Genomic DNA, 26959 nt, shown 5'->3' with positions numbered 1-26959 from the left:
CGCTGACTTCTTTGTCATGATTTCTTCACTCTAACGTCTCAAACCGACATAAGCAAGGATGAGGTCGTCACTCCGCGAGCGCCGCGGCGATCGTGCGGGCGCCGTGCACGGCGAGGGCCACCCCGGTGAGGGTGGGGTTGCACGCCGTGGCGGTGGGGATGACTCCGTTGCCGGCGACGAAGAGTCCGGGAACGCCCCACACCTCACCCCGGGGCGAGCACACGCTCGTCCCGTCGCCTTCCGCACCGAGACGCGTCGTGCCCTGGTAGTGCAGCGAGGCGCCGAGAGGCATGCGGAACGGCCGGTCGTCGAGCGGCTCTCCCACCGCCTTCCCGAGACGCACCACCTCCTCCTCGGCCCGAGCGATCACGTCCGTATCGCGCGGGGTGAGCCGGTAGTGGATCGTCATCGCCGGCATTCCGTAACCGTCGAGGTCCGCGTCGGAGAACTCCACGCGATCGGCGGACTGCACGTCCTTCGCGCAGAAGAGCCCCAGTCCCACGATCGAGCCGGGCGCGGCGGGGTCGTCGTCCGCGAGTTTCACCGGCGAGGCGTCCAACTGCATGACCTGGCCATGGAACGGCATGTCGTCGGTGAACGGCACCCAGGTCACTCCGCTGTACTCGCTGAGCCCCGTAACGTCGGCACCGTCGCCGTCGTCCACGGCGACCACGTCGCGGATCCGTACGGCGAACACGATCTGCGCCTGATCGTTGAGGTAGCGCCCGAGCGCCGTCGGGCGGATGCCGGAGGCCCACAGGAGCTGCGGGGTACGCAGAGCGTCGGCGGCGACCACCACGAATCGCGCGCGCACGCGTGCTTCCACCCCCGTCCGCCGATCGGTCACCGTGACCCCCGCGGCCCGGCCGTCCTCCAGGAGGACCCGCGTGACGAGGGAGTCGTCGAAGAGCGTGAACCGGGGGTTGTCGCGCGTGACGTCGCCGAAGACCACGTCCGAGCCGGACCAGACCAGGTTGCCGTCCGCGCGGCGGTGCACGGCCAGAGGCATCCGTTGCACGCGTGCAGAATCCGCCCGTCCGGCGTCCTCCGCCGCGGCCAGCCGATCCCGGACGAGAGAGCCGTAGGGCGAGCTCTCGAACGCGTCGGTCGTCACGCCGAGGAGGCGCTCGCCCTCGGCGAGCAGCTCGTCGAGGGTTCCGTCGGCGTCGAGGACGGCGATCCGCTCACTCTCGCGGGGTCGCGGGCAGGCACCGGTCCAGTGCGCGGCCATCCCGCCCACGTTGCTCGACATGGCGGCGACGGGCAGGCCGTCCTCACCCTCGACCCGGTAGCCGTCCTCGAGGAGGAAGGTTCCGGGGCGCGCCCGCCGCTGCGTCGTCTTGACGATGCCGCCGACGCGGTCCGCGCTGGCGGTCGCGTGGGGGCCCTCGGATCGGGTCTGCGCCTGTGCCCGCACCGCCGGGTCGGCGATGTTCTTGACGTGCGCTCCGGGCGGGTCGGTGATCGTCGGGCCGACCTCGAAGAGAGCGATCGACGCGTTCGGCGCCCGCTCGCTCAGGATCCGCGCGTACGCCGCTCCGGCGGGGCCGCTCCCGACGATCGCGACGTCGACGTCGTCCGGGTACCGCCCGGTCACGCCTGCGCCGCCACGTCGCGGATGAGGCGCACCGACTCCTCGGTCACCGTCTGCGGGTAGTACTCGAGGCCGATGGGTCCGTCGTAGCCGGACGCACGGAGGATGCGGAGCCGCTCGGGCCAGTCGAGTGCCCCGGTTCCCGGCTCCCCGCGACCGGGAGCGTCCGCCAGCTGCACATACGTCACGAGGTCGCCCGCGTTCGCGAGCTCGGCGGCCATGTCCTCGCCCTCCACGGCGGAGTGGTAGATGTCGTAGAGCACTCCGAAGACCGGCGAGTCGACGCCGCGGGCCACGTAGACGGCCTCCGCGGTGCGGTCCAAGAGGGAGCCGGGATGATCGACGCGCACGTTGACCGGCTCGAGGACCAGTGCGATGCCGGAACCGTCGATCTGCGCCACGGCCGTCCGATAGATCTCGATGAGCTTGTCCAGCTGCACTTGGCGCTTCCACCCACCGAACCCCGTCCCGCTGCCGACGACGATGCGCGGGCACCCGAGATCCCGGGCGATCGACACTCCCTCGTCGAGCTTGCGGAAGAACTCCGAGTGATCCCACGGCGGGATCATGAACTGCGTGCGCGGTTCGGCGAGTTGCGCGGTGAGCTGGACCCCGGTCTCGTCGAGGGCGGCGCGCAGTGCGGGGATGTCCTTCGGCTGCGCGGGCGCGTCGACGCCGGTCGGACCCCACATCTCGACGGCGTCGAAGCCTGCGGCCGCCGCGGCGCGGACCCGGTCGTGGTAGTCCCCGGCCTCCGTGAAGAGGAGTTCGATGTTGGGGGCGAGCTGATACATGGGTCTCCTAGGTGTCCGAGGATCGATGCTCCGCCGTGGCGGAAGGGAAGCGCCGTCAGCCCTTGAGGCCGCCGGCGAAGCCTTGGATGAAGCGCTTCTGGGCGAAGAGGTAGAAGGCGAGGATCGGGATCATCGAGACGATGACGATCGCGAAGATCTTGTTCCACGACGAGACGAGCGAGCCAATGTAGTAGTACATCGCGACCGGGAGCGTTTGGTTCGCGGAGCCGCCGAGGAAGATCAGCGACGTGAAGAAGTCGTTCCACACGATGAGACCCGCGAGGATCGCCACCGTGCCGGTCGCGGGCGCCATCAGCGGGAAGACGATCCGAACGAAGATCTGCGTGCGCGTCGCTCCGTCGATCGCCGCGGCTTCCTCGTACTCCGTCCCGAGACTGCGGAAGAAGCCCGCGTACAAGAAGATCGACAGCGGCAGCAGCATGCCGGTGTACAGGATGATCATCCCCCACAGCGACCCCGTGAGGCCGATCGTCCGAGCGCCGATGTAGAGCGGCACGGTGCCCAGCTGCGTGGGCAGCACGATCGCGATGAGGAACAGATAGAAGACGCCGCGGCTCCACCGCGCGGTACTGCGCGAGATCACGTACCCCGTGAGTGCGCCCAGCACGACGAGGCAGAGGATCGCTCCGCCGGTGATCACGAGGCTGTTCACGAGGCCGAGGATCACGTTCGAGTTGCCGCGTGCAGTGAGCACCTGCGCGAAGTTGCTCAGGTCGAAGGAGGTCGGCAGCGCGAGGTTCGAGGAGGTGATGACCTCCTGATCGCTCTTGAGCGCCGTCGTGATCAGAAAGTAGAAGGGCGCGAGGAAGACGATCGCGAGGACCCAGACAAGCACTTCGCGCAGGGCGGTGAGCTTTGTGTACCGGAACATGTCACGCCTCCTCGGGGCGTCCGTTGGCCACGCGCTGCTGGACGACCGCGAAGACCAGGATGATGACCGTCAGCACGAGCGCGAGCGCTGCGCCGTAGCCGAAGTTGCCGAGCGCGAACGACTCCTTGTACACCTGCGTCGCCAGCGTCTCGGTCGCCCCGGCCGGGCCTCCGCCGGTCATCGCCATGATCTGGTCGAAGATGCGCAGCCCGTTGACGAGGCCGAGAGTTGTCGCGATCGCGATGGCGGGGCGGATGGACGGGATCGTCACGTGCCAGAAGCGCTGCCAGAGACCGGCGCCGTCGATCGCGGCGGCCTCTTCGATCTCGACGGGCACCGATGCGAGACCGGCCATGTAGATCACCATCGCGAACCCGGTGTTCTGCCACACGACGACCACGAGGATGGTCCAGATCGCCCACGTCGGGTCGGCCACCCACGCCTTCGCGAGCTCGCCCAGCCCGAGCGCGCGCAGTGCGACGTTGATGGGCCCGTTGTAGTCGAAGATGAACTTCCACACGTACGACACGGCGAGCGGGCTGAGCACGACAGGCATGAAGAACAGCACGCGCAACACGTAGCGGGTCTTCAGCGTCCGGTTCAGCGCGACCGCGAGCGTCAGGCCGGCGGCGTTGCTCAGGATCACCGACCCGAACGCCAGGAACAGCGTGTTCCCGAGCGCGAGGACCTGCGTCTCGTCGCGGAAGATCTTGACGAAGTTCTCGAGTCCGATCCAGCGGAAGGTCCCGATCCCCGACCAGTCGGTGAAGGCGAAGAAGCCGCCCACCGTGGTCGCGCCGTAGTGGATCGCCAGGACGAGGAGGATGCCCGGGAGCGCCCACCACCAGTGACCGAACTGGAGCAGACCCGGGCGCCGGTCGACGATGTCGCGCCGACGGCGGCGCTTCGCGCGCGGGACGATCACCACCTCGGTCTCGGAGCGGTTCTGCGTCATGGTCATCTCATGCCTCGTCTTCGTACGTCATCGTGCGGACGGTGGATAGGGCCGACCCAGCGCCGGGCGCGCCCGGTCGGCCCCAGGGCGTCAGCCCTCCCAGGCGGCGTCCATGGCCTGGAGCACCTGATCGATGGTCTTCTGCCCGGTCAGCAGACCCTGTACGCCCACCTGGAGCGCCTCGTAGACGGAGGGGTTGGGCCAGACGTTGTTGGGCAGCGTGGCGAACTTGCCCGCCGTGATGAGGTCGACGATGGGGGCGTAGATCGTGCCGCTCAGGTCGAGCTTGTCGTACGCCGAGATCGGCAGCTCCCCGGAGAGCTCGTAGTACCGCGTCTGCGCCTGCTCCGAGGCCATCCAGTCCAGGAACGCCGCAGCGGCCGCCTTGTTCTTCGACGCCGCATTGATCGACAGCGTGTAGTTGGAGCTCGCCAGGATGTACGGTGTGCCCCCCTTCGCCGCGGGGAAGGGTTCGACGGCGAACGCCGCCTCGGCGGGCGCGGCCTTCGCGATCTCGACTGCGGCGCCGGACGGGATGAAGCTGCCGACCGAGGTGCCCTGTGCCAGGCCGTTGGTGATCGCGTCGAATCCACCGCCCTCGGCGCCGGGCTGGAAACAACCGCCCTTGTTGAGGTCGAGGATCGTCTGGAGGGTGTCCTTCCAGCCCGCGCTGGCGGCGAAGGTCGTCTTTCCGTCGGCGCGCTGCTGGTTCCAGTCGGGGTCCTGCGCGTAGACGCGGGTGGCGGAGATGGCCTGGGCCGTCAGACCGGCGTTCGGCCCCGCCGCGCCGGCGAGTGCGATCAGGGACTTGCCCGCCCCCTGCAGCGCCGTGCAGTCCGCGTAGAGGTCGTCCATCGTGGTGGGGAACTCGTCGATGCCGTTCATCTTCGCGGTGCCGAGGCTCGCGACGATCGCGCCGATCGTGAAGTCGAGCGGCTGGCCGTACGTCTTGCCGTCGATCTGGAACAGCGACATACCGTCGGCGGGCACGAGGTCGGCAGCGGTCTTGCCGAGCGGCTCGAGGAAGCCCGCATCGGCGAGACCGATGAGTCCGCGGGCGTCGCCGGAACCGGGCGTGGTCTGGATGACATCCGAGGCGTTGCCGGCCTGCAGCTGCGTGCGGATGGTCTCGCCGTACTTGTCGTTCGGCGTCGGGTTCGTGGTGATGGTGACGCCGGGGTTCGCCTCCATGTACTCCTTCGAGAGCGTCTCGTACGGGCTCTCGAGGTTGTTCGAGGTGGCGAAGGTGAAGGAGAAGGAGGCCGAGTCGTCGCCGCTCTGCGTCTCGGTTCCACTGCCGGAACCGGAGCAACCGGCGAGGAGAAGTGCGGCCACGGCGGGGATCGCGACCAGCGCGCCCCGTCGGAGAGCCGTCTGACGGTGCTGAGACATGTGCAGCCTTTCTGACGTCGTTGTCGGCGCCCGGCGTTGGGCACCTGCTGTGTGACCAGTATCGGAGACATGCGCCACATTTGCACATAAGTTATGTGGATGCGGTACATAAGACGTTTCGGCGGCTGCGGCATCCGCCTCACGCATGACACTCAGCGTCGATATAGACGTCGTTGATACACTGGCGCCCCCGAAACCCCCGGCCCGAAGGATCACGACGTGGTGACCGATCACGCCCAGCTGTCCCGACTCGACCTCAACCTCCTCGTCGCGCTGGACGCCCTGTTGACGGAGCGGAGCGTCACGCGCGCCGCCGAGCGTCTGCACCTGAGCCAACCCGCGCTGAGCTCGTCACTCAGCCGGCTGCGGACCCATTTCGGCGATCAGATCCTGGCCCGCCGCGGCAACACGTACGAACTCACGCCCTTCGCGCTCCGCCTCACCGAGCACACCACGACCGCGCTCGAGGCCGCGCGACGCGTGTTCGACAGCCAAGCCGCCTGGAGTCCCGCCGAGTCGACGCGCGAGTTCTCGATCTACGGATCGGATTACGCGTTCGTCACGCTGGGCACGATCGTGTCGAGGCTCGCCGCAGAGCGGGCGCCCGGCGTGCGCTTCCGTTTCAGCCTCCACAACCCGGCGATCGTCGAGGACGCGGCGAACCGACTGCGCTCGGCGGACGGGATGGTGCTGCCGCACGGCCACGTCTCGGATCTGCCGTTCCAGGACCTCTGGCACGACGAGTGGGTCGCTGTCGTGTCGGAGGAGAACGCCGGCGTCGGGGAGACCCTCTCGATGGAGGACATGGCGCGCCTCCCCTGGGTGATGACCTATCAATCCCGCTCCGCGTTCACCTCTGCGGCACGCCAGGTCCAGCAGCTGGGGATCGAGACCCGCATCGAGGTCGTCGTCGAGAGCTTCCTCTCCGTCGGTCACTTCCTCAGCGGCACCGACCGCATCGGCCTCGTCCAGGCCTCACTCGCACCGCATCTGCGGCGCATGGGCGGGCTGAGGGAGGTCGGGCTGCCGTTCGTGCCGACCCATCTCGTCAACGCGCTGTGGTGGCACCCGTCCCACACCCGCGACCCTGAGCACACGTGGATGCGCGACCGGCTGCAGGATGCGGGACGTATCCTCCAACGCGAGACCGCGACCGCGCGCTGACCGCGCACGGCGTCGCCCGATCAGAGCGACGCGGCGATGCGGCGCAGGAGTGAGTGCTGGCGCCGGACCTGCTCGATCGCGCGCCACGGAGCCCGCTCGCCCTCGTACTCGCTCGACAGGTAGCCGGAGTAGCCGGCATCCTTCAGAGCCTTCAGCACCGGCTCCCACGGGATCTGCTGATCGACGAGCCCGTCGTCGATGTCGTGGAACTTCGCCTGGATGAACACGATGTATTCGGCGATGTCGGCGATGTGCGCGGGGTCGACGGCGATCCCGTCCAGGAAGGCGGGGCGGCGCCCCGGCAGCTCGCCCGGGCGGAGCGGCAGAGGTCGGTCCTGGAAGATGCCGGTGTCCAGGAGCAGCCCGAAGTGCGACGTCCCGGTGCGCTGGATGAGGTCGATGTAGTCGTCGACGACCTCGTGCCTGATCGGTGTCGGGGAATGGATCTCGGGGCAGATGACGACGTCGAGCTCGGCGGCGAGGTCGAGGCTCCGCTCGACCGATCCGGTCCACGCGGGATGCGGGACGAGATCGCTCGACACGACGCCGATCTTGGGGCGCACGAAGCGGAACCCCAGCAGTTTCGCGATTCTCAGGTCTCGCTGGAGCATCGCTGCACCCTCGGCGGCGGTGAACTCGCGGGCCCCCGGACCGCTCGAGTGCAGACGGCTGTCGATCCACGAGCCGTAGTTCGTCGGCTCGAGCCGATACCGCTCGAGCATCTCGAACCAGGTGTCGATCCACGCCGTCGACGGCTCCGGATACGCCGCCACGTGCCCCTCTCCGAGGATCTCGACGCCGGTCGCGCCGACGTCCGCGACGTGCGCGAGCGCCGTCTCGAGGTCCATGACCGTGCCGAAGTCGTGCATGAAGCTGTACAGGCTCACGCCGTAGCGGAAAGGCCCTCCTGCTCCGTCGCGTTCTGGGGAGAGGGTGATGACGCGCGTCTCCCGGTAGGTGGACGGCTGGTGCTCGATGGGTATGTAGGACATCCGCAGACGCAGGTCGATCGACACCTCGTGGGCGCCGTCGGGCAGCCCTCCGGGGAAGGGGACGGTGACGATCGCGGCGTCCTCGAGCGGCCAGCGCACGCCCTCCGAGTCCCAGAGCTGCGAGAGCGTGTAGGTCGCGCCCTGCAGAGTCCACAGCGGCACGTCCGGTCCGACGTCCACGAGGCCGCCGACGCGCACGGCGACGCCGTCGATCAGCGAAGCGGCCATACCGCGGTACGACGGCATTCGCAGCGCGAGCTGGAATCCGACGGCGACGCCGTCCTCGTAGACGTTGCGAAACCCCCGGGACTGCAGGATGTCTCGTTCCAGAAGCATCCGGTGCTCTCTTCCATATGTGCGAACCGACGCGACGGCGACGTCGACGCGAGGTCCCGACGGAATCGGCGGACCCACCCTCATCGTATGCCGTTAGGTTTGTTTGCTACATAAGAAGGCGCGATGCGCGCATATCGAAGACTGATGCCCGCAGCGACCCGCCGCTACACCGCCCGGAAGCTGTGCGCGCCCGCGATCCCCTCCGCCGCGGCACGCGCGAACAACGCGAGGACGTCCGCCGCGGCCGCCGGATCGGTCGCCGTGGACGCGACCGCCCCGCCGAACACGGTGTCGATCGCGCAGTCCTCGGGGAGGACGCCCAGGATGCGCACACCGTCGGCCCCGACGAGCTCGCTCAGCTGCTGGAACCCGAGGTCGACGTCGCCCTCGGCGAGCGAGCGGGCGACGGGGATGCCGGGCTTTGCCCGCACGAGGCGGTCGGCCAGCTCGGACGAGAGACCCCACTCCTCGACGAGTTGCACGAGGGCCGTCCCGCTCGGCCCCGTCGAGTAGCCGATCCGCGCGGCGGAGCGGAGAGCCTCGCGCGTCGCGGCCGCGTCTGCGAAGGCCGTCTCGACCTCGCCGTCGGGGCCGACGGGAGCGGCGGCCGACGTGACGCCGCGCCCCGGCACCGCGGCCGCGGTCTGCGACAGCAGCAACGGGGTCACCGTCGCGGCGTCCAGCGCGCCGGCCTCCGCGAGCCGGGCGAGCGCTCCCGACGCGAGGAAGACGAGGTCGAACGACTCGCCCGCCGCCACCCGGTCGGCGGCGTCGACCCCGCCGACCGACTCGATCTCGAGCGGGCCGAGCCCGGCGTCCGCCGCGGCGTCGGCGAGGGCGGACAGGACGCCGCGGGTCGCCATCGACGAGATCGCCCTCACGCGCGGCCGCCTGTCGGCGCGCCGTCTACGCTCTCGGCGTCGACCTCGGCGGCGGCCGCGGGCGCGTAGCGCGGTCCCGAGACGGTCGCGGTGTCGATGAGCGCTCCGGCCCGCGCGAGGATGTCCGCGTCGACCGTGAGCGCGGCGGCGGCCTCGTTCTCCCGCAGGTGCGCGATGCTCGTCGTCCCGGGGATCGGCACGACGTGCGGCCCGCGCGTGCGGAGCCACACAAGCGCCAGCTGCGCGGGCGCGACGCCGGCCTCGGCGGCGAGCGAGCGCCAGGCGGGCAGCAGCGCCGCGTTGGCCGCCCAGTGCTCACCCTGGAAGCGCGGCATCCCGCGGCGGATGTCCTTCTCGGCCAGGAGCTCCGGGTCACCGACGCCGTCCGCGAGGAAGCCGCGCCCGACCGGCGAGAACGCCACGAGCGCCACTCCGGATCGCTGGGTCTCCTCGAGCATCCCGAGCTCGGGGTTCCGGCTCCACAGGGAGTACTCGTTCTGCACCGCGGCGATGGGCGCGACGCGAAGCGCCTCGCGCAGCCGCGCGACCGACACCTCGGAGAGCTCGATCGCGCCGATCTTGCCGGCGGCGACGGCCTCGGCGAGGGCGCCGACGCTGTCTCCGATCGGCACGGTCTTGTCCCAGCGGTGCAGGTAGTACAGGTCGATGTGGTCGACGCCGAGGCGCCGGAGCGAGGCATCCACCTGCGCGCGCAGCGTCTCGGGGCGCCCGTCGATGACCTTCACCCCGTCCACCATCGCCATGCCGCCCTTGCTGGCGAGCAGCACCTCGTCGCGCCGACCCGCGAGCGCCCGCCCGACGAGCTCCTCGTTGCGGCCCGCGCCGTAGAGCGTCGCGGTGTCGAACATCCGGACGCCCTCGTCGAGCGCCGTGCGGAGGAGGGCGAGCCCGTCCTCCTCGCTGGGCGGGACACCGTAGGCGTGGCTGAGGTTCATGCACCCCAGACCGATCGGGGGGAACGTCACGCGGGCGATCCCTCCAGCTGCTCCTCGAGAGCGCCCAGCACGCGGTAGCAGTCGATGACCTGGCGCAGGGACGAGTTGGGCTCGCGGCCCTCGCGGATCGCCGCGACGAACTCGCGGTCCTGCAGCTCGATGCCGTTCATGCTGACGGCGACGTGCGACACGTCGATCTGCTCGTCCTTGCCGGTGTACAGGTCGTCGTAGCGGGCGATGTAGGTCGCCGTGTCACCGATGTAGCGGAAGAAGGTGCCGAACGGACCCTCGTTGTTGAACGACAGCGACAGGGTGCAGATCGCGCCGGTCTCGCTCTTGAGCTGCACCGACATGTCCATCGCGATGCCGAGCTCAGGGTGGATCGGCCCCTGGATCGCGTTCGCCTGCACGATCCGCCCCGCCTGATACGCGAACAGGTCGACGGTGTGCGCCGCGTGGTGCCACAGCAGGTGGTCTGTCCAGGTGCGGGGCTCGCCCTTCGCGTTCGTGTTGGAGCGGCGGAAGAAGTACGTCTGCACGTCCATCTGCTGCACGGCGAACTCGCCCGCCTCGATGCGCTGGTGCACGAGCTGGTGCGACGGGTTGAACCGCCGGGTGTGCCCCACCATCGCGATGCGGTCGGATGCCTCGGCGGCGGCGAGGGTCGCCTCGGCGTCCGCGAGCGAGTCGGCGAGCGGGATCTCCACCTGCACGTGCTTGCCGGCGGCGAGCACCTGCTGCGTCTGGCTCGCGTGGAGTCCCGTCGGGGTCGCGAGGATGACGGCGTCCACGTCGTCGCGCTCGAGCACGGCGTCGAGCCCCACGACCGCGTGCGGCACGCCGTACTGGGCGGCGACGGCCTCGGTCGGCTCCGGTCGGGTGCCGCTGACGACCGTGACCTCGGCGTCGGGGATGTTCGCCAGACCGTCCAGGTGCTTCATGCCGAACGCTCCGGCGGCGCCGACGACGGCGACTCGGACTCTGTCACTCACGCGGGGACCTCCGCTTCTCGGGCCTGCTCGGGGGTGATCTCAGCTTCGTCGGTGCGCTCCTCGACGGCAACCTCGACCGCGTCGGCGGCGGCCGTGTCGACGACGGCGGTGGGGTTGGCGAGGACGAGGTGGCCGACGGCGGTGTTGGATGCCGGGACGTGGTAGAACCGGTGGTTCACCTCGGGCGCGCCGCCGCCGAACTGGTCATCCATCGCGCCGCGCGCGATCAGCCAGTCGACCAGCTCGATGCCCTCCGAGCCCGCCTCGTCGACGTACTCCATGTGCGGCCACTCCGTCAGACCCAGCGGGTCGTTGATCAGGTGGTCGAGGAACGCGTTGTCCCACTCCTCGTTGATCAGGCCCGCGCGCGGCCCCTGCAGCTGGTGACTCATCCCACCCGTGCCCCAGATCTGCACGTTCAGCGGCTCACCGTCCCACTTGTCCAGCGCACGGCGGATCGCCTTGCCCAGCTCGTAGCACCGACGCCCCGACGGCACCGGATACTGCACCACGTTCACCGGCAGCGGGATGACGCGGCACGGCCACTCCTCCACATCCCCGAACACGAGCGACAACGGCACCGTCAACCCGTGGTCCACCACCATCTCGTTCACCAAGGTCAGATCGAAGTCGTCCTGAATCACCGACTGCGCGATGTGCGCGGCGAGCTCCGGGTACCCCTTCACATCCGGCACGGGCCGGGGGCCGTACCCCTCATCCGCGACGGGATAGTGCGACCCCGTCCCGAGCACGAACGTCGGGATGATGTTCGAATCGAACGCCGTCGCGTGGTCGTTGTACACGAGGATGATGACATCCGGCGTGTTCTCCTTCGCCCACGTCCGCGTCCACTCATACCCCGAGAACACCTTCTTCCAATACGGCTCCTCGGTCTTGCCGAGATCCATCGCCGCACCGATCGCCGGCACATGCGACGTGAACAGCGCCGACGTGAACCGCGCCGGAGCATCCGGACGCATCACCTCGGACTTCTCGTTCGACGGCGGCGTCCACCCGTCGAGGTCCTTGAGGCGCACACCCTCGGGACGGCGACCACCACCGATCATCATGTCCCGATACGCAGCCTCACTCATCCCCGTCATCGAGCCCGCCATCTGCTGGAAGCTCATGCCGTGGGTCGCGCCGATCTTCGACAGGAAGTAGATGTTGCCGCCCTCGGCCATCATCGCGTTGAGGTCGAGGTCGAGCACCGCCTGGCGCTGCGCCGGCGACAGGGGCCACTCGTCGAGGTACCCCTCGCGGTCAGCGAGATAGCGCTCCCGATTCTCCGGCTTCATCAGCGACATCGAGAACTGGTTGAGGTGGAAGCCCTTCCGGGCCTGATCGGCATCGAAGATGATGGTGCCGGGGACGTTCTTGTAGGGCTTGTCGAGTGCCATGATCATGCTCCTTCGGATGATGTGCCGGTGTCGAACGGGACACCGGGCCAGTACAGCCGCCGCGGATTGTCCACGAGGAGCTTGCGCTGCAGCTCCGGAGTGCGGGCGATCTGCGGGATCCCGTCGACGAGCAGGCCGTCGTCGGGCATGTGGTCCTTGAGGTTGGGGTGGGGCCAGTCGGTGCCCCACAGCACGCGGTCGGGGAACTCCTCGACCACGCGACGGGCGAACGGCACGACGTCGCGATACGCGTGCTGCTCGCCATCGGACGCCCCGGCGAGGTCGCCGGGGAGGGCGCGCGGGCCGGTGACGCTCAGCCGTTCGGGGCAGGTCACCTTGGTCCACACGTTGGGGTTCTCGCGGAGGAACCGCAGGAACAGGCCGAACTCCGGCCCCTCCGGATCCTTCGTGACGTCGGGGCGGCCCATGTGGTCCACGACGACGTCCGTCGGGATGGCGGAGAAGAAGTCGTAGAGGTCCGGCAGGTCCTCCGCCTCGAAGTAGATGACGACGTGCCAGCCGAGGGGCGCGATCTTCGCGACGATCTCCTCGAGGGCATCCGTCGGCACGCGGTCGACGAGCCGCTTCACGAAGTTGAAGCGCACGCCGCGGACGCCGGCGGCGTGGAGCGCCGCCAGCTCCTCTTCGGTGACGTCGCGGCGGACCGTGGCGACCCCGCGGGCGCGCTCGCCGGCGCGCTCGAGGGCATCGACGAGGGCGCTGTTGTCGGCGCCGTGGCACGTCGCCTGCACGATGACGTTGCCGGCGAAGCCGAGCTGGTCCCGCAGAGCGAACAGCTCGTCCGCCGATGCGTCGCACGGCGTGTACTTGCGCTCCGGGGCGTAGGGGAACTCGGCGCCCGGGCCGAACACGTGACAGTGGGCGTCCACCGCACCCTCCGGCAGACGGAACGTCGGCGTCGAGGGGCCGTCGTACCAGTCGAGCCATCCGGGGGTCTTCTCGAAGCCGCCCGTCACCTCTCCGCGCGCCATGTCAGTCCTCCACGTAGGTCAGGCCGGCGGCCTCGAGCGGCGCGCGCATGCCGTACAGGTCGAGACCGAGGACGCCCTCGCGGAACTTCTGCCGCTTGGACTCCTCGTTGGCCTCGCGGGCGGCGGAGGCGTCCGCGACGGCCCCGACGAGGTCACGGGGCACGACGACGACACCGTCGACGTCGGCGACGACGACGTCGCCCGGGTTCACGAGGGCGTTCGCGACGACGACCGGGATGTTCACCGACCCGAGGGTCGCCTTCACGGTGCCCTTCGCGTTGATCGCGCGGGAGAACACGGGGAAGTCCATCTTCTCGAGGTCGGCGACGTCGCGGACACCGCCGTCGATGACGAGACCGGCGCAGCCGCGCGCCGTCAGCGACGTGGCGAGCAGTTCGCCGAAGAAGCCGTCCTCGCTCTCGGTCGTGCACCCGGCGACGAGCACGTCGCCCGGCTGCACCTGCTCGGCGGCCACGTGGAACATCCAGTTGTCGCCGGGCTGCAGCAGGACGGTGACGACGGGCCCGCACAGCGCGGCGCCGGAGTACGCGGGGCGGATGTAGGGACGCAGGAGCCCGACGCGGCCCATCGCCTCGTGGACGGTGGCGACGCCGAACTGCGAGAGCCGGGCGACGTCGTCGGGGTCGGGACGGGTGATGTTCGTGCGGACGATCCCCAGATCGTTCAGTCGCTGCGGTGTCGTGGTCATGGCGGTTCTTCTCCGGATCCGATCAGAGGCCGCGGGCGGCGAGCGCGCGGTCGAGGCGGGGGTAGACGCGGCGGGCGTTGCCTTCGAACACCTGGGCGCGCTCGTCGTCCGACAGATTCGGCGTGGTGTCCACGTACCGCTTCGTGTCGTCGAAGTAGTGGCCGGTGCGCGGATCGATGTCGCGCACGGCGCCGATCATCTCGCTCGCGAACAGGATGTTCTCGGTGGGGATCACCTGGGTCAGCAGGTCGATGCCGGGCTGGTGGTAGACGCAGGTGTCGAAGAAGACGTTCTGCAGCAGGTGCTCCTCGAGCTCCGGCTTGCCGAGCGCCATCGCGAGACCGCGGAAGCGACCCCAGTGGTACGGCACGGCGCCGCCGCCGTGCGGGATGACGAGCTTCAGGTCGGGGAAGTCGCGGAACAGGTCGCCCTTGAGCAGCTGCATGAAGGCGGTCGTGTCCGCGTTCAGGTAGTGGTCGCCGGTCGTGTGGAACACGCTCTTGCACGAGGTCGAGACGTGCACCATGGCGGGGATCTGGTACTCGACGAGCTTCTCGTAGACCGGGTACCAGGACCGGTCGGTGAGGGCGGGCGCGGTCCACAGGCCGCCCGAGGGGTCGGGGTTGAGGTTCACCGCGACGGCACCGAGCTCCTCGACGGCGCGGGTCAGCTCGGCGACCGTGGTCGCCGGGTCGACGCCGGGCGACTGCGGCAGCATCGCGCCGGGGATGAACCGGTCCGGGAACAGCTCGCTCACGCGGGCGCAGAGGTCGTTGCAGATGCGGGCCCAGGTCTCGCTGACCTCGAGGTCGCCGATGTGGTGGGCCATGAAGGAGGCCCGCGGGCTGAAGACCGTCACGTCGCTGCCGCGCTCGTCCATCAGGCGGAGCTGATTGGCCTCGATCGTCTCGCGGATCTCGTCGTCGCCGATCCGCAGGACGGCGGGATCGGGCTTCTCGCCGGATCCGTTCGCGAAGGCGATCTGGAGGTCCCGCCACGCCCCGAGCTGGGCGGGGGCGGTCGTGTAGTGGCCGTGGATGTCGATGATCAACGTGTGTGGCTTCCTCGTCACGGGGTGGTCACTGGGGGGCCTGTCGTCGGCCCGGTGATGTGCTCGACTCTAGGTCGCACGGTGTATACAGTCCAATAGATGTTGCTCGCTCCGCTCATAGATGGGATCGATGGATGGCGATCGCGGACCTCAACCAGCTGCGCACCTTCGTGGTCCTCTACGAGCTGCGCAGCGTCACCGCGGCCGCCGAGTCACTGCACGTGACCCAGCCGACCGTCAGCTACACGCTCCGGCGCCTGCGCGATCGGTTCGGGGACGACCTGTTCCGCCGGGAGGGGCACGACATGGTCCCCACCGCGAAGGCGACCCAGCTGTTCGGCCCGCTGCACGATGCGCTCGCGCAGATCGAGCGCACGGTCACCGACCCCGACGCGTTCGAGCCCGCCGCATTCACCGGCGAGATCCGGATGGGGCTGACCTCGATCGGGGAGCAGACCTTCCTGCCGCCCATCATGGCCGCCCTCGCGCAGGAGAGCGCCCGGCCGCACCTGCAGGTCGAGAGACTCGACTCGGACCAGGTCGAGGACGGCCTCATCCGCGGCGACGTCGACCTCGCGATGACCGTGTCGCTGATCGACAGCCCCCGGGTCTGGCGCACGCGCGTGCGGGCCGTCGAGTACGTCGCGCTCTCGTCCGAGGAGCATCCCCTGCCCGCCGTGTCGCCGGACATGTTCCGCGGACGCCACTTCGTGCGGGTATCCGCGCGCGGAGGACACGTCTTCCCGCTGCAGGCGCTGACGGAGCACGGGCTCATGCCGCAGGTGACGCTGACCGTGGAGGAGTACGCGACGGTCCCCGCCGTGCTGCAGGCCACGGATCTCGTCGTCCTCCTCCCCCGGCACGTCGCCGAGGTCTTCTGCGGCTGGTTCCCCGCCCTCCGGATCGCCGAGCTGCCGTGGCCGGGCCAGAGCGCGCCGGTCTCGCTCTACTCGCGGCGGGAGGCGGGGCTGTCGCCCGTGCAGCGGTGGTTCCGGGGACTCGTGCTCGACGCGGTGGCGGCGGGCGAGTACCGGCGCGGCGACGACGCCTGAGCCTCCCGCGCCCGCCCTCCGGGGCATCCTGAGCCTTTCCGTTCAACGGGAATGATCGCTCAGTCTCGGATGGGCCGTGAATACTACTTCCCGACCGGCCGCAGCAGCGGCTCGGACTCCCCACGACGAAGTGCCGAGGTCCTCATGTCATCGTTGTCATCCCCGTCCACCCCGTCCGCCCCGTCCGGCGCGAGCCGCTCCCGGTGGCCCGTCTGGCTCTGCTGGTTCGCCATGGTCCTCGACGGATTCGACCTGGTCGTGCTCGGCACGGTCATCCCGACCCTCATCTCGACGGGCGAGCTCGGGTTCGACGCCGTCGGCGCCACCTTCGCCGCGACGATCTCGCTCGTCGGCGTCGGCCTCGGGGCCCTGTTCATCGCCCCGCTGTCCGACACGTTCGGGCGCCGCAGACTGCTGATCGCCTGCGTCGCGGGGTTCTCGCTGTTCACCCTCGCGATCGCGATCGCGCCGAACGTCGCGGTGTTCTCGCTCCTGCGCCTCCTCGCGGGGTTGGGCCTGGGCGCGTGCCTGCCCGCCGCCCTGGCCTACATGAACGACTACGCCCGGGCCGGCACCGCCGGAACCTCGACGACCCGCACGATGACGGGGTACCACGTCGGAGCCGTCGCCACGGCTCTGCTCGCGATCGCCATCGTCCCGAACTGGCGCCTCATGTTCGTCGTCGGCGGGCTCGCCGGGTTCGCGCTCCTGCCGCTGCTGTGGGCGAAGCTGCCCGAATCCCTCCCCGGTGCCGCACGCGGCGGCGCACCGGCAGCCGGCGCGGACGCTCCGGTCGCCGCACCCCGGGCACGGTTCCGCGACCTGACGCGCAAGCCCTATCCGCTGATCGCGCTGTGCATCGGCGTGGCCTCGTTCATGGGCCTGCTGCTCGTGTACGGCTTGAACACGTGGCTCCCGCAGCTCATGTCCGCCGCGGGCTACCCCGTCAGCACGGGCCTGACGCTGCTGCTCGTGCTCAACCTCGGCGCCGTCGCCGGGCTCTTCCTCGCCGGCTTCCTGGCCGACAAGCACGGTGCCAAGCGCATCGTCCTGCTGTGGTTCGGTGCGTCTGCGGTGCTGCTCGGTGTGCTGAGCATCCAGATCCCGAACCCGCTCCTGCTGAACGCGGCGGTGTTCGTCACGGGCGTGTTCGTCTTCAGCGCGCAGGTGCTCGTGTACGCGTGGGTCAGCCAGCTGTTCCCGGCGCGCCTGCGCGGGACGGCCCTCGGGTTCGCGGCGGGCATCGGGCGCATCGGCGCCATCGTCGGCCCCGCCGTCACCGGCACGCTCGTCGCCACCGGCATCGCCTACCCCGCCGGGTTCTACGTGTTCGCCGTCGCGGGCGTGCTGGCCGTCATCGCCCTGGCGTTCGTGCCGCACGCCGTCGACACGGGCGAGTAGGGGACGCGTCGGGCCCGGTCTCGAGGCCGGACCCTACGCGCGCGGCCTGTTCCAGCTCGCCTTGGCGGGCGCGAACGGGCTGCGCACGTGGATCGACCACGTCGAGTGCGGGTGGATGCGCAGGAGCGCCGTCTCGTAGAAGGCGACCGCCTCGGGCGTGAGGGTCGGCAGCACGGCATCCTTGTCGAGGTCGTCGTCGGGGCGCGGGCGCAGCGCCTTCCAGACGAGCTGCACCTGGGGCGCGCCGGTCGGCACCCCGTCGAGGTCGAGCACCGCGTCGGCCCACGGCAGCTGCAGGCGCGGATCCCGCTTGTAGACCCAGGCGCGCGGCGCGCCGTCCTCGACGTTCACCTGCAGGATCCATCCGCCGTCCGCCTCGTCGCGCACGAGCACGGGCTGCAGATCGGCGTCGCCCGGCGCGTCGGCGTACGGAACCAGATCGTCGCCGACGGTCGCCCAGGCCGACACCCCGCTCGGCAGCGCGGCGACGAGACCCGCGAGATCTCCCGCGGTGACGCTGACGTCGATGTTGGTGCGCGGCCGGATCGGATGCCCGAGCCACCGATCGAGGGCCGCTCCCCCCGACAGCCACCAGCGCACGGGCGCGTCCTGCAGCAGTCGGACGACGCCGGCGACGTCGAGCGGACGCCAGTTCTCCGCGTCGGAGGCGGGGGCGGGGGTGGACATGCGACGAGGCTACCGCGCGGCGGTCAGGGGCGGCGCGCGCGGCGGATGAGGCGCGCGACCGCTCGGCGGCCGACGAGGAACAGCAGCAGGACGATCGCCGCGACCACGACGAAGGCGACCTGCACACCCTGACCGCTCGCGGCACGCAGCAGCATCCCGCCGGCCACGGTCACCGCCCACACCGGCAGGCCCGTGCGCACCGGGGCATCCGGCGCCCGCCAGGCGAGCGCGATCAGCCAGCCGAGGGCCAGCGCGGCGAGGAACGGCCAGGCGGTGATCACGAGGCCCCCGAGCACGTCCTCGCCGTGGCTCGCACGCCCGATGGCGGCGAAGACGACGACGAGGGCGGCGTCGATCACCGCGGAGACGACGACGGCGCGCACGGCGACGGGCGCGTGGGAGGCACCGGGTCCGCCCGGATCGCCGGGCACGGGGCGGGCTGTGGAGGACGGCTGCGCGGTCATGCATCCAGCGTACGGTCGGCGCCACCGCGTGAGAGGCTACCCCCGTGGCGAACTCCCGCTCCGGCGACTCGATGACCGAGCGGATCGTGCGCGTGCTCGACACGTTCGACACCGACCGCACGGTGCAGACGGCGAGCGAGATCGCCCGTCGCGCGGAGCTTCCGTCCTCCACCGCGCACCGCATCGTCGCCGAGCTGACCGAGGCGGGACTGCTCGACCGCGACGAGGACGGTCGCATCCGCCTGGGCATGCGCCTGTGGGAGCTCGCTCTGCGCGGCTCGCGGGCGCTGCGGCTGCGACAGGCCGCCCTGCCGCACATGGCGCGCGTGCAGACGGCGATCCGCGAGCACACGCAGCTCGCGGTGCTCGAGCACGACGAGGCGCTGTTCCTCGAGCGGCTCTCGCATCCGGATGCCGGGGCGAACATCACCCGGATCGCCGGGAGACTCCCCCTGCACGCCTCCTCGTCCGGCCTCGTGCTCCTCGCGCACGCCGACCCGGCGCTGCGCGAGCGGGTGCTCGCGGGGCCCCTGCGCGCACTGTCGCGCGAGACCGTGACCGACCCCGTGGCGCTGCGGGCGCTGCTCGCGGGCATCCGCCGCACGGGTCACGTCGTGGCGCCGGGGTCGATCGAGACCGTGTCGACCGGGGTGGCCGTCCCCGTGCGCGATCGCGGAGAGGTGATCGCCGCGCTGTCGGTGGTCCTGCCCCGGCCCGCGCCGGTGGAGGACGCCCTGCGCGCCCTGCGCGACGCGGCGAGCGCTATCGAGACGGACCTGCGCGCCGCCACGACATCCCGTTGAACGGGATATTTCCGGCCGGATTGCGAGCCGCCGGGCACACTGGTCGCCAGCCGCATCACCCGTCGAAGGAGACGTCATGAGCACCACCGTCCGCACACAGGTCGCCATCGTCGGCGCCGGCCCCGCGGGCCTGATCCTGTCGCACCTGCTCGCCGACGCGGGCATCGACTCGATCATCATCGACCAGCGCACCCGCGACGAGATCGAGTCCACGATCCGCGCCGGCATCCTCGAGCAGGGCACGGTCGACCTGCTGACCGCGATCGATCCGAACACGCGTGTGCACACGGTCGGCCAGCGTCACGACGGCGTCGAGCTGAGGGTCCACGGCGAGCCGCACCGCATCGACTTCCCGGGCCTCGTCGGCCGGAGCGTCTGGCTGTACCCGCAGCACGAGGCGCTGAAGGACCTCCTCTCGCTCCGTCTCGGCGCCGGGCAGGACCTCCGCTTCGGCGTCACCGCGCACCGCGTCGAGGGGGCCGACACGGATCGGCCGCGCATCGTCGCGGAGGATGCGCAGGGCGCGCCGCTCGAGATCGAGGCCGACTTCGTCGTCGGCGCCGACGGATCGCGGTCGGTCGTGCGCCCCGTCGTCGCGGGAGCCTCGAACGCCGGCTACTTCCGGGAGTACCCGTTCGCGTGGTTCGGCATCCTGTGCGAGGCGCCCCCGAGCGCCGAGGAGCTCATCTACAGCAACTCCGCCGAGGGATTCGCCCTCATCAGCCAGCGCAGCCCCGAAGTGCAGCGCATGTACTTCCAGTGCGACCCGGAGACCGACCCGAACGCGCTCTCCGAGGAGCAGATCTGGGAGACCCTGCAGGCGCGCGTGCCGGGTACGACCCTCGCCGAGGGACGGATCTTCCAGCGCGACGTGCTGCGGTTCCGCAGCTTCGTGGCGCGCGAGCTGCGCAGCGGACGTGCGGCGCTCGTGGGCGACGCGGCGCACACGGTGCCGCCCACCGGCGCGAAGGGCATGAACCTGGCGGTCGCCGACGTGGTGCTGCTCGCCGAGGCTCTGGACGCGCTGCTCAACCGCGGCGACGAGCGCCGCCTCGACGGCTACGCCGACCTCGCCCTGCAGCGCATCTGGAAGGCACAGCACTTCTCGTGGTGGATGACCAGCATGCTGCACACCGCCCCGGACGCCACCGACTTCGACCGTCACCGCCAGGCCGGCGAGCTGCGCAGCGTCGTCGAGTCCGAGGCCGGTCGCACCTTCCTCGCCGAGGCCTACACGGGCTGGCCCTTCGCCACCTCCGCCGTCTGAGCCCGCCCGCGTCCGAGCATCCGCCCGCGTCGCCTCCACCCGCCCCGCCCGTCGACACCGCCCTCACGCGTCGAGACCGCGCGCACCTGTCGAGACCCCGCGCGCCTGTCGAGACCCCGCGCGCCCCGAGACCCCCTTCACGCGTCGAGACCGCCGCCACGCGTCGAAACCCCGTGCGTAATCCGCGGTCTCGACGGCGGGACGCGGTCTCGACGGGCGCACGCGGTCTCGACGGGCGGACGCGGTCTCGACGGGCGGGGCCGGCGCGGAGGGCGTCAGCCGAGGCGCTGCGAGGTCACCCGACGGGCGAGGTCGGGGCTGATGTCGGCGATGTGCGCCCGCATCCGGTCCTCGGCCGCGGGGCCCAGGGCGTCGTACGCCGCGACGAACGCCGCGCGGGCGGCGGGGCGCGGCCATCCGTCGGGCAGGAGCGCGAGGGGATGCCCGGGATCGCCCTGCCGGAAGGCCTGCCACGTGAGCATGAGCGACATGCGGCGGGCGAAGGCGCGGGCGGCGGCATCCGGAGCCGCCTCCTCCTCGAGGTCGGCGGCGGAGTCGCTCGCCAGCCGGGCCAGGAGCTCGTCGTACGCATCCCGGACCGGCCCGAGGTCCCACGCACGCGTCGGGGCATCGCCCGAGGCGATCCGCAGCGGTCCGCGCAGCGAGGACGCGTCGAACACGCCGAGCTCGGCCAGCGCCGCACGTGCCTCGTCCGCCGTGTCGAACGGCGAGATCCACACGCCGTCGTAGAGGGGGGCGTACCCGAGCCACCGCAGGCGGGTGCGTGCGGCGTGGCGCAGCGGCCGCTCGGTCTCGGGGATGGAGAAGAAGATCGCGCTCCACTCGCCGTCCCACTCGGGGTCGTCACGCCCGAAGCCGCGCAGCCACCGCGCCTCGTCGAGGATGATGGCGTCGCCCTGCGCGGTGAGCGCGTGGCTCGTGCGACGGCCGGACTTCGTCGGCTCGAGCAGACCGCGCTCGGTGAGTCGCACGAGCGCCGCCCGCGCTGCCGGACCCTTCACGCCCAGATCGGCGAGCGCGGACAGGATCGCCCCCGTCGGCAGCGGCTCGTCGACGCGCAGCCAGTAGTCGCCGAACAGGGTGAGGATCTGGTGGACCGGCGAGCGGCGACGCCCGACGGACGCGCCGGGAGCCGGTTGGAGCTCACTCATCGCTCGTCGTCCTCCCCTCGTCCGTCCGTGCGCACCGCCGGGGTGCGTCGCCCGCTCAGTACACGTACTCCATCAGATCGATCCCCAAGGCGCGGAACGCCTCGTGCGCGCGCAGGCGGTGGGCGATCGACAGGTCGTCGAAGCAGACGATCAGGGCGAAGGCGACTCCGTGCCGCGGCCCGGCCAGCACCCCGGCCTCGGCACGGATGCCGTCGCCGCGCCCGGTCTTGTTGACGAACAGCAGTCCGTGCCGGTCCTGCTCGTGCGCGAAGGGGTCGAGCGCCGTGGCGGATCCCACGAGGGCCAGATCCTGATTCAGGTTGAGCCACTCCCCGACCTGGGCGCTGACGGCCGGCGAGACGATCTGCGCGTTCACGAGCCCCGCGAACAGCCTCGACATCTCGCCCGCGGTCGACAGGGCGACCTGGGGGGCGTCGTCGGGGCCGCGCGCGTCGCGGAATCCGTCGAGCAGCGCGGTCTTGGGCAGGCCGATCGCCTCGAGCCGCGCGCGGACGGCGTCCAGGCCCACCCGGCCGAGCAGCGCATTGGCGGCGGACGCGTCGGATGCCGCCGCGGCGAGCACGGCGAGGTCGGCGACCGGCAGCGCGGGCGCGATCAGGTGCTGCCACACGCCCGACACCCCGACGGGGTCGACCGATCGGCGCTCCACGATCTGCAGGGGGTCGAGCTGGCCGAACTCGATGCGGGCGGCGACCTCGACGAGCAGCGGCACGACGCCCAGGCCCGCGACCGGAAGCGTCAGGTGGTCGTCGCCGGTGAGGATCTCCTCGCCCGTGTCGAGGTCGGCGACGCGCACCGAGACGACGCCGCCGGACGCGGCGATCTGATCGAGGGCCTTCAGCGTCCCGATGAACGAGCGCGGGCGCAGCGATGCCCGGCGGGGAAGTCGCTCCTCGGAGACGGCGCGCCCCCGCGCGGCGCGGCGCGATGCGCCCGGCCCGCCCGTGCCCGGCGTGCCGGCGTCCGTCCGGTCGCGGCGGGCAGACCCGCGCTCGCCCGCGCGCGGCCCGGCGGCGTCGCGCGGGTCCTCCGCGTGTCCGCGGCGCGTGCGGGGCGGCTCGTTCACCAGATCGTGACGCGCTGATCCGCGTCGAGCCAGAGGCCGTCCTCCTCGGTGACGCCCCACGCCCGGTAGAACTCGTCGACGTTGCGGACGATCTGGTTGCAGCGGAACTCGTTGGGCGAGTGCGGGTCGATCGTCAGCAGCCGGATGGTCTCGGCCTCGCGGCTCTTCTGCCGCCAGATCTGCCCCCAGCTCAGCAGCAGACGCTGGATGCCCGTGAGCCCGTCGATCACGGGACCGTCGACCTCGTCGCCGTCGCCCGTCGCGGCCAGGTGCAGCCGGTACGCCTTCAGCGCGATGCCGAGTCCGCCCAGGTCGCCGATGTTCTCGCCGATCGTGAGCGCGCCGTTGACGTGGTGCTCGGCGGCGAGCCCCTGCGGCACGAGCGCGTCGTACTGGGCGATGAGGGCACCGGTGCGCTCCTGGAAGGCCGCACGGTCCTCGTCGGTCCACCAGTCGTTGAGCGCGCCCGTGCCGTCGAACGCCGACCCCTGGTCGTCGAAGCCGTGGCCGATCTCGTGCCCGATGACGGCCCCGATCCCGCCGTAGTTCGCCGCCGCGTCGCGCGCCGGGTCGAAGAACGGGTACTGCAGGATCGCGGCGGGGAAGACGATCTCGTTCATCAGCGGGTTGTAGTACGCGTTGACGGTCTGCGGCGTCATGTACCACTCGTCGCGGTCGATGGGCGCGCCGAGCTTGGCGAGCTGGCGGTCGTGCTCCCATGCGTTCGTGCGCAGCACGTTGCCGATCAGGTCGGCGGGGTCGACCTCGAGCGCCGAGTAGTCCTTCCAGCGCACCGGGTAGCCGACCTTGGGCGTGAAGGCGGCGAGCTTCTCCAGCGCCCGCTCCCGCGTGGCGGGGGTCATCCACTCCAGGCTCGAGATCGACTGCCGGTACGCCTCGATGAGGTTCGCGACGAGCTCGTCCATCTCGACCTTCGCCTGCGGCGGGAAGTGCCGCTCGACGTACACCTTGCCGACGGCCTCGCCCATGGCCGCCTCGACGAAGCTCACCGCGCGCTTCCAGCGTTCGCGGTTGACCGGCACGCCCGTGAGCTCGGTGCCGTAGAAGGCGAAGTTCGCATCGACGAACGCGGCGGACAGGAACGCGGCGGAGGCGCGGACGACGTGCAGCCGTACCCAGGCCTTCCAGTCGTCGAGACGCTCCGCGACGAGCAGCGTGCCCAGCCCGGCCAGAGCGCTCGGCTGGTTGACGTCGACCTCCGCGAACCCGTCCTGGAAGCCGGGCGCCACGGCGTCCAGCCAGGGGTCCAGGTCGACGCCGACGAGCTCGCGCAGCTCGCCCCAGCCCATCAGGTTGTAGGTCGCGACGGCGTCGCGGCTGCGCACGTTGTCCCAGTGGTGCGCCGCGATCTCCGTCTCGATCGCGAGGACCCGATCGGCCTGGGCGGCAGGGTCGTCGACGCCGGCGAGGCCGAGGATCGTCGCCACGTACTCGCGGAAGGCGACGCGCGTCTTGTCGAAGTTCTCGAGGCGGTAGTAGCTCTCGTCGGGGAGCGACAGGCCGGACTGGACGATGAAGGCGACGTAGCGCTGCGGGTTGCCCGGATCCGGCTCGATGTAGGTGCCGAAGAGGCCGCCGACGCCTTCGCGCTCGAGCTCGCCGACGGTGCGCAGGAGGGCGGGGATCGAGTCGATCGCGTCCACCCGCGACAGCTGACCGGCGAGAGGCGCCGCCCCGAGCGCCTCGATGCGCTCGGTGTCCATGAAGCTCGTGTAGAGGTCGCCGATCTTGCGCGCCTCCGTGCCCGGCTCCGCGCTCACCGACTCTTCGACGATCGCCCGCACGTCCTTCTCCGCCTGCTCGGCGATGAGGTGGAAGGAGCCCCAGCGGGCCTTGTCGTCGGGGATCTCGGTGCGCTCGATCCAGCCGCCGTTCACGTGGCGGAAGAGGTCGTCCTGCGGGCGGACCTCGGCACTCAACTCGGACAGCTCGATCCCCGAACGGGGGGAGTTCTCGGTCATCCCTCCACAATAGGCGGCGCCGCCGACGCCGCCGAGCCCGGCCCGCACATCACGGGAGGGTCATAGGTTCGCCCGTCGACGGCGGGGTCCCGCGCCCCTCAGCGGGGGACGTCGGTGATGTCGCAGGGCGGATCGGCGGCGTCGATCACCGCGCCGTCGAAGCGGGCGTGGGTCCACTCGATCGCATCGGCGACCATCGGCGAGTAGGTCTCCATCACTTCGGCGTGCTGGTAGCCGGCGTAGCGGCGGTAGTCCAGGCGCTGCCCGCTCTCGCACACCCGCGCCGCGTATGCGTCCTGCGTCGCGGGCGCGACGATGGCATCCGCGCCGCCCTGCCCGAGGAAGAGGGGAGGACCGATCCAGACCGGGGCGACGTTCTCGCGCAGCCGCTCCCCGAGCGGACCCGACGAGGGATCGTCCTCGAAGACCTGCCGGTCGGCGCTGGTGCCGAGCACCGCGAGCACCGACAGCGCCATCGACGGATCGGTGAGGCAGCGCTGCGACATCGCCCGCATGACCGGCTGGAGACCCGGGCGGATGTAGTCCTCCTCGGTGATGTCCGGGTAGATGTCCGAGAAGGCGGCGAAGGCGTACGACGCGAAGATGAGGCCGCCCTGCACGTCGGAGACCCGCTCGACGAGCGCGGGCGGATCGCTCGCGGGGGCGAAGGCCGCGACCCCGCGCACCAGGAGGTGGGGCGCGTAGTCACGGGCGAGCGCACCGGTCCACAGCGCGGCCGCGCCGCCCTGCGAGTGCCCCCAGACGACGGTCTCGACGCTGAGCCGCGCCTCGCGGATCTCGTGCGCGGCGCGCACGGCATCCAGCGAGGCATGGGCGCTCGCCTCGCCGAAGAGGTACGGATGCGGACCCTCCGTGCCCAGGCCGATGTAGTCCGTCGCGACGACCGCCCACCCCTGGGCGAGCACCTTCTTGATCACGAACATGCCACCGGCCCAGAACGGGCGCGGGTACAGCGAGGGCGCGCAGTGGCGCGCGTAGCCGGTGGTGCTGTGGTTCCAGTCGATGACGGGCCACCGATCGTCCGGGTCTCCGCCCTTCGGGACGACGACGAGGCCGCTGGCGACGCGGATGCGCCCGTCCACGCCCGTCGTGGTGTACAGGATCCGCCACCCCTCGGCGCCCTTGGGGACCTCGTGGGTGAACGGCTCCGCGCGCACGAGCCGTCCGGCCTCGTGCGGCAGCGACCGCGGCGCGGCGTAGAAGGGGTCGACCACGGCGGAGCCGTCGCGCAGGGGGACCGTCAGCAGCGCGGCGGCGACGGCCGCGACGACCGAGAGCACGGCGACGACCGCGCGCCCCCAGGGGCGGCGCGACCGGGGCGGCGCCGCCGTGTCCGGGGCGCCGCGGCGCGCACGGAGCATCCGCACCGCCGCGGCCAGGTCGGCCACCCCCCGCATGATGAGCGAGGCGCCGAAGACGACCGCGACGACGAGCAGGGTGATGTCGGGCCATGCGAGGGCCAGGACGCCGAAGATGAGGCCGGTGATGCCGAAGGCGGCGTCCGCGACGCGGTCGTTCCAGCCGCGGTCGCGGAAGATCGCCGTGCCGAGGCCGGCGGCGCCGTTCACGAGCAGCAGGATGCCGACGATGGCGGCCACCCCGCGCACCGTGAGCCCGGGCCATCCGAGGACGAAGACCCCGAGCACGATCCAGCCGACCGCGATCCAGCCGCGCCACCGGTTCTCGCCCTCCTCGGTGCGTCCGGAGGCCTCGAGGATGCCGGTGAGGACCATGCCGCCGCCGAGGAGCAGCGCCAGCACGTCGAGCGCCGTCGTGGGGCGCAGGACGATCACCGACCCGAGCACGACCGACACGGTCGAGAGGGCGATGCGCACCCACACCGGCATGCGCGCGACCAGCCGCCCGAGCGGGAGCGCGTCGAGCAGTCCGGTGCGTGCCATCCGTCCAGGCTACGGGCCGCAC

The 26959-nt window shown here is 71.1% G+C and carries 24 protein-coding genes; 5 read left to right on the top strand and 19 right to left on the bottom strand.

Annotated features, from left to right (window positions below; genetic code table 11):
- Positions 1-67 precede the first annotated feature (67 nt).
- The 5 genes from WFI00_RS05850 to WFI00_RS05830 form a co-directional block, all read right to left on the bottom strand.
- Entirely contained in the window at positions 68-1597 is a 1530-nt protein-coding gene (locus WFI00_RS05850; RefSeq protein ID WP_336630537.1) for a GMC oxidoreductase, read from the bottom strand.
- Positions 1594-2388, bottom strand: coding sequence for a TIM barrel protein (locus WFI00_RS05845; protein WP_336630536.1), 795 nt, complete (start codon positions 2386-2388; stop codon positions 1594-1596). Before WFI00_RS05845 ends, WFI00_RS05850 begins: the two co-directional genes overlap by 4 nt.
- A gap of 55 nt (positions 2389-2443) precedes the next feature.
- Positions 2444-3280 (bottom strand): carbohydrate ABC transporter permease, encoded by an 837-nt coding sequence (locus WFI00_RS05840; RefSeq protein ID WP_336630535.1) that lies wholly within the window; start codon positions 3278-3280, stop codon positions 2444-2446.
- A 1-nt stretch (position 3281) separates the two neighbouring features.
- A complete protein-coding gene (locus tag WFI00_RS05835; protein WP_336630534.1) occupies positions 3282-4241 on the bottom strand; it encodes a carbohydrate ABC transporter permease in 960 nt (319 codons plus the stop codon).
- Between the two features lie 84 nt (positions 4242-4325).
- Positions 4326-5627 carry an ABC transporter substrate-binding protein gene (locus WFI00_RS05830; protein WP_336630533.1) on the bottom strand — a complete coding sequence of 434 codons (1302 nt, stop codon included), beginning with the start codon at positions 5625-5627 and terminating at the stop codon, positions 4326-4328.
- A 222-nt stretch (positions 5628-5849) separates the two neighbouring features.
- Between WFI00_RS05830 and WFI00_RS05825 the strand changes: the two genes are divergently transcribed.
- Positions 5850-6791, top strand: coding sequence for a LysR family transcriptional regulator (locus WFI00_RS05825; RefSeq protein ID WP_336630828.1), 942 nt, complete (start codon positions 5850-5852; stop codon positions 6789-6791).
- A 20-nt stretch (positions 6792-6811) separates the two neighbouring features.
- On the opposite strand, the gene WFI00_RS05820 is transcribed toward WFI00_RS05825, so the two are convergent.
- From WFI00_RS05820 to WFI00_RS05785, 8 genes are all read right to left on the bottom strand, one after another.
- On the bottom strand, positions 6812-8119 hold the full coding sequence (locus WFI00_RS05820; RefSeq protein WP_336630532.1) for a C-glycoside deglycosidase beta subunit domain-containing protein: 1308 nt from the start codon (positions 8117-8119) through the stop codon (positions 6812-6814).
- 164 nt (positions 8120-8283) lie between these two features.
- Positions 8284-9000, bottom strand: a complete 717-nt coding sequence (locus tag WFI00_RS05815; RefSeq protein ID WP_336630531.1) for a substrate-binding domain-containing protein — start codon at positions 8998-9000, stop codon at positions 8284-8286.
- Entirely contained in the window at positions 8997-9986 is a 990-nt protein-coding gene (locus WFI00_RS05810) for an aldo/keto reductase (protein ID WP_336630530.1), read from the bottom strand. Before WFI00_RS05810 ends, WFI00_RS05815 begins: the two co-directional genes overlap by 4 nt.
- A complete protein-coding gene (locus WFI00_RS05805) occupies positions 9983-10948 on the bottom strand; it encodes a Gfo/Idh/MocA family oxidoreductase (RefSeq protein ID WP_336630529.1) in 966 nt (321 codons plus the stop codon). The genes WFI00_RS05810 and WFI00_RS05805 overlap by 4 nt, the downstream gene beginning before the upstream one ends.
- Complete coding sequence (locus WFI00_RS05800) at positions 10945-12348, bottom strand: protocatechuate 4,5-dioxygenase subunit alpha/beta (RefSeq protein ID WP_336630528.1); 1404 nt, start codon at positions 12346-12348, stop codon at positions 10945-10947. Before WFI00_RS05800 ends, WFI00_RS05805 begins: the two co-directional genes overlap by 4 nt.
- 2 nt (positions 12349-12350) lie before the next feature.
- Positions 12351-13340 (bottom strand): amidohydrolase family protein, encoded by a 990-nt coding sequence (locus WFI00_RS05795; RefSeq protein WP_336630527.1) that lies wholly within the window; start codon positions 13338-13340, stop codon positions 12351-12353.
- Position 13341: 1 nt separating this feature from the next.
- Entirely contained in the window at positions 13342-14049 is a 708-nt protein-coding gene (ligK, locus tag WFI00_RS05790) for a 4-carboxy-4-hydroxy-2-oxoadipate aldolase/oxaloacetate decarboxylase (RefSeq protein ID WP_336630526.1), read from the bottom strand.
- A gap of 22 nt (positions 14050-14071) precedes the next feature.
- Positions 14072-15100, bottom strand: coding sequence for an amidohydrolase family protein (locus WFI00_RS05785; RefSeq protein WP_336630525.1), 1029 nt, complete (start codon positions 15098-15100; stop codon positions 14072-14074).
- A 134-nt stretch (positions 15101-15234) separates the two neighbouring features.
- Here WFI00_RS05785 and WFI00_RS05780 point away from each other — a divergent pair, with 134 nt between their 5' ends.
- Positions 15235-16152: a LysR family transcriptional regulator gene (locus WFI00_RS05780; protein WP_336630524.1), complete on the top strand. Its 918-nt coding sequence runs from the start codon at positions 15235-15237 to the stop codon at positions 16150-16152.
- A gap of 231 nt (positions 16153-16383) precedes the next feature.
- Positions 16384-17553: an MFS transporter gene (locus tag WFI00_RS05775; protein ID WP_336630523.1), complete on the top strand. Its 1170-nt coding sequence runs from the start codon at positions 16384-16386 to the stop codon at positions 17551-17553.
- A gap of 33 nt (positions 17554-17586) precedes the next feature.
- Here WFI00_RS05775 and WFI00_RS05770 read toward each other — a convergent pair whose 3' ends face one another.
- Positions 17587-18240 (bottom strand): nucleotidyltransferase domain-containing protein, encoded by a 654-nt coding sequence (locus WFI00_RS05770; protein ID WP_336630522.1) that lies wholly within the window; start codon positions 18238-18240, stop codon positions 17587-17589.
- Positions 18241-18263: 23 nt separating this feature from the next.
- Positions 18264-18704: a DUF3054 domain-containing protein gene (locus tag WFI00_RS05765; protein ID WP_336630521.1), complete on the bottom strand. Its 441-nt coding sequence runs from the start codon at positions 18702-18704 to the stop codon at positions 18264-18266.
- Positions 18705-18748: 44 nt separating this feature from the next.
- Here WFI00_RS05765 and WFI00_RS05760 point away from each other — a divergent pair, with 44 nt between their 5' ends.
- Together WFI00_RS05760 and WFI00_RS05755 are read left to right on the top strand one after the other, a co-directional pair.
- The gene (locus tag WFI00_RS05760; RefSeq protein WP_336630520.1) at positions 18749-19507 is read left to right on the top strand and encodes an IclR family transcriptional regulator; all 759 of its coding nucleotides are present in this window, start codon (positions 18749-18751) and stop codon (positions 19505-19507) included.
- Between the two features lie 76 nt (positions 19508-19583).
- Positions 19584-20774: a 4-hydroxybenzoate 3-monooxygenase gene (locus WFI00_RS05755; RefSeq protein ID WP_336630519.1), complete on the top strand. Its 1191-nt coding sequence runs from the start codon at positions 19584-19586 to the stop codon at positions 20772-20774.
- 275 nt (positions 20775-21049) lie between these two features.
- Here WFI00_RS05755 and WFI00_RS05750 read toward each other — a convergent pair whose 3' ends face one another.
- From WFI00_RS05750 to WFI00_RS05735, 4 genes are all read right to left on the bottom strand, one after another.
- Positions 21050-21946 carry a PaaX family transcriptional regulator gene (locus WFI00_RS05750; protein WP_336630518.1) on the bottom strand — a complete coding sequence of 299 codons (897 nt, stop codon included), beginning with the start codon at positions 21944-21946 and terminating at the stop codon, positions 21050-21052.
- Between the two features lie 55 nt (positions 21947-22001).
- Positions 22002-23033, bottom strand: a complete 1032-nt coding sequence (locus WFI00_RS05745; RefSeq protein WP_336630517.1) for a serine hydrolase — start codon at positions 23031-23033, stop codon at positions 22002-22004.
- Positions 23030-25015, bottom strand: coding sequence for a M13 family metallopeptidase (locus tag WFI00_RS05740; RefSeq protein WP_336630516.1), 1986 nt, complete (start codon positions 25013-25015; stop codon positions 23030-23032). The genes WFI00_RS05745 and WFI00_RS05740 overlap by 4 nt, the downstream gene beginning before the upstream one ends.
- Positions 25016-25113: 98 nt before the next feature.
- Complete coding sequence (locus tag WFI00_RS05735) at positions 25114-26937, bottom strand: lipase family protein (RefSeq protein ID WP_336630515.1); 1824 nt, start codon at positions 26935-26937, stop codon at positions 25114-25116.
- Positions 26938-26959 lie beyond the last annotated feature (22 nt).

It is taken from the genome of Microbacterium sp. MMO-56 (assembly GCF_037146215.1).
Classification (GTDB): Bacteria; Actinomycetota; Actinomycetes; order Actinomycetales; family Microbacteriaceae; genus Microbacterium.
This window is presented reverse-complemented; position numbering and strand designations above follow the sequence as displayed.